Origin of the sequence: Streptomyces atriruber (genome assembly GCF_001418325.1) — a bacterium.
In the GTDB taxonomy this organism is placed as follows: domain Bacteria; phylum Actinomycetota; class Actinomycetes; order Streptomycetales; family Streptomycetaceae; genus Streptomyces; species Streptomyces atriruber.
Map to the genome: position 1 here is coordinate 1 of NZ_LIPN01000036.1, position 2,759 is coordinate 2,759.

Consider the following 2,759-nt stretch of genomic DNA (forward strand, 5'->3'; position numbering starts at 1 on the left):
GGGCAGGTGACGGGGGCAGGCAGGGCCGGGGGCGGGGGCGGATCATCAACGTGGCCTCCACCGCGGGCAAGCAGGGCGTGGTGCTGGGGGCCCCGTACTCGGCCTCCAAGCACGGGGTGGTGGGGTTCACCAAGGCGCTGGGCAACGAACTGGCGCCCACCGGGATCACGGTGAACGCGGTCTGCCCGGGTTATGTGGAGACGCCGATGGCCCAGCGGGTGCGCCAGGGTTATGCCGCCGCGTACGAGACCACCGAGGACGCGATCCTCACCAGGTTCCAGGCCAAGATCCCCCTCGGCCGCTACAGCACTCCCGAGGAGGTCGCCGGCCTGATCGGCTACCTGGCCTCCGACACCGCCGCCTCCATCACCTCCCAGGCGCTGAACGTCTGCGGCGGACTCGGCAACTTCTGAATACCGCCCCGGACAAGGAGCACCTCTCATGACGACGCGTCAGGTCGAACACGAGATCACCATCGGCGCGCCCGCGGCCACGGTCTACCGCCTGCTGGCGGACGTGAGCCACTGGCCGCAGATCTTCCCGCCCACCATCCACGTCGAGCGCGAGGAGACGGGCGAGAACCAGGAGCGCATCCGTATCTGGGCGACCGCCAACGGCGAGCCCAAGAACTGGACCTCGCGCCGCACCCTGGACCCCGAAGGCCTGCGGATCGGCTTCCGCCAGGAGGTCACCACGGCACCGGTCGCCGCGATGGGCGGCACCTGGATCGTGGAACCGCTGGACACCGCCCGCTCCCGGGTACGGCTGCTGCACGACTACCGGGCCATCGACGACGACCCGCAGGACCTGCAGTGGATCGACAAGGCCGTGGACACCAACAGCACCTCGGAGCTGGCCGCCCTGAAGGACAACGTCGAGCACGCCCACGCCGCCGAGAGCGACGACCTGGTCTTCTCCTTCACCGACACCGTCCAGATCAACGGCGCCGCCAAGGACGTCTTCGACTTCGTCAACGAGGCCGGCCGCTGGCCCGAACGCCTGCCGCACGTGGCCACCGTGCGCTTCGAGGAAGCAGCCCCGGGCCTGCAGAGCCTGGAGATGGACACCCGCGCCAAGGACGGCTCGACGCACACCACCAAGTCCTACCGGGTCTGCTTCCCGCACCACAAGATCGCCTACAAGCAGGTCACCCTGCCCGCCCTGATGACCCTGCACACCGGCGTGTGGACGTTCACCGACACCGGCCCGGACACCGCCGAGGCCAGCTCGCAGCACACCGTGTCGATCAACACCGCCAACATCGCCAAGATCCTCGGCGACCAGGCCACCGTCGCCGACGCCCGCGCCTACGTACACGGCGCGCTGAGCACCAACAGCCGCGCCACGCTGGGCCATGCCAAGGACTACGCGGAGCGGACGCACTGACATGGCCGCGCAGGAGGGGGACCGCACCCGCCGGGCCGGCACGGGCGGCACCGAGGTGATGGAGACCGAGGTCATCATCGTCGGTGCCGGGCCCGTGGGGCTGCTGCTCACCGCCGAACTGTGCCTGCACGGCGTCCGGGTGGCCGTCGTGGAGCAGCGCCACCGCCCCACCAAGGAGTCGCGGGCCTCCACCCTGCACGCCCGCACCATGGAGATCTTCGACAGCCGGGGCCTGCTGACGGACTTCGCCAGCCCGCCCACCGAGCCGCGGGGCCACTTCGGCGGCCTGCCCCTGGACCTCACCCTGCCCGGCGCCTACCCCGGACAGCACAAGGTGCCCCAGACCAAGACGGAGTCGGTGCTGGAGGAGTGGGCGCTCTCGCTGGGCGCGGACATCCGCTGCGGCCACCGGCTGCAACTGCTCGACCTGGCCCAGGACGGTGAGGTTGTCGAGGCGGAGGCCGTCGGGCGCGACGGCCGCCCGGTGCGGCTGCGCGGCCGCTACCTGGTGGCCTGCGACGGCCAGGACTCCACGGTGCGCCGGCTGACCGGCGCCGCCTTCCCCGGCCAGGACGCCGCCCGCGAACTGCTGCGCGCCGACGTCGAGGGCATCGACATCCCCGACCGGCGCTTTGAGCGGCTGCCGGGCGGCCTGGCCATCGCCGCCCGCCGCGCCGACGGCGTGACCCGGGTGATGGTCCACGAGTTCGGGGCGGCCGTGCGCCGGCGCACCGCACCCCCGCGCTTCGCGGAGATGGCCGCCGCCTGGCAGCGGGTCACCGGCGAGGACATCGGCGCCGGCACCCCGCTGTGGGTGAACGCGTTCGACGACGCCAACCGCCAGCTCGCGCAGTACCGGCACGGCCGCGTGCTGTACGCGGGAGACGCCGCGCACCGGCAGATGCCCATCGGCGGGCAGGCGCTCAACCTGGGCCTGCAGGACGCCTTCAACCTCGGCTGGAAACTCGCGGCCGTCCTGGGCGGCCACGCCCCCCACGGGCTGCTGGACACCTACCACGACGAGCGGCACGCGGTGGGCCGCGCCGTGCTCGCCAACATCCGCGCCCAGGCGCAGCTGCTGCTCGGCAGCGGCGAGGTGGAGCCGCTGCGCACGGTGCTGGCGGAGCTGATGGCGCACGAGCCGGTGCGCACCCGCCTCGCCGGGATGATCAGCGGCCTCGACATCCGCTACGCCACCTGCGGCGAGGGCCATCCCCTGGTCGGCGCGCGGCTGCCGCACGCCCGGCTGCGGGTGGGCAGCTCCACCTGCACCACGCTCGAACTGCTCAGGTCGGGGCGCGGGCTGCTGCTCGGCCTGGACGGCCGGGTGCCGGCGGTGGGGGAGCGGTGGGCCGACCGCGTCGACCTGGTGG

At 72.7% G+C, this 2,759-nt stretch carries 3 protein-coding genes; all 3 read left to right on the plus strand.

Annotated elements, in window-relative coordinates:
• The coding region (locus tag AOK03_RS04475; protein ID WP_157868861.1) for an SDR family oxidoreductase at positions 1-413 on the plus strand (413 nt) is incomplete at its 5' end.
• A 28-nt stretch (positions 414-441) separates the two neighbouring features.
• Positions 442-1,386, plus strand: a complete 945-nt coding sequence (locus tag AOK03_RS04480; RefSeq protein WP_055563829.1) for an aromatase/cyclase — start codon at positions 442-444, stop codon at positions 1,384-1,386.
• 1 nt (position 1,387) lies between these two features.
• Positions 1,388-2,759, plus strand: a 1,372-nt coding sequence (locus tag AOK03_RS04485; protein WP_055563830.1) for an FAD-dependent monooxygenase, incomplete at its 3' end; no start/stop codon positions are given.

What these genes read in the sequence shown, in the direction of transcription:
- AOK03_RS04480 (WP_055563829.1), top strand. Translation starts at nt 442, where the DNA reads ATGACGACGCGTCAGGTCGAACACGAGATCACCATCGGCGCGCCCGCG.